Annotated in this window: 1 protein-coding gene; it reads left to right on the forward strand. The window is 44.7% G+C overall.

From position 1 onward, the window contains the following. On the forward strand, positions 1–356 hold a 356-nt coding region (locus tag OA79_RS17850; RefSeq protein WP_156486302.1), incomplete at both ends, for a hypothetical protein.

A 356-nucleotide genomic window follows, 5' to 3' on the forward strand; every position in this document is an offset into this window, starting at 1 on the left:
ATACTGATCTGATCTTAGATGCCGAGGGCAATCTCACCAACAAAGATTCCACGATTGAAGCTTTAAATACTATCGACATCAATGCAGAGAATGTCACGAGTTCAGGCACCGTCTTAGCCCAAGATGGCGCTTTAACCATTCAGACGAACCAAGTTGATAACCAAGGAACGCTGGCGGGTAAAGGTATCACGATTAATGCCATCGAACTAAACAACACTACAGCAAACGGCAAGATTTATTCCACCGATGCGATAGCATTGAATGTGCAAGGTAACATCATCAATGAAGATGGCGCTCTGGTACATGCGGATACTGATCTTACCTTGGATGCTGAGGGCAACCTCACCAACACAAAT

Source organism: Marinomonas sp. TW1 (assembly GCF_001625355.1).
Taxonomy (GTDB): Bacteria; Pseudomonadota; Gammaproteobacteria; order Pseudomonadales; family Marinomonadaceae; genus Marinomonas.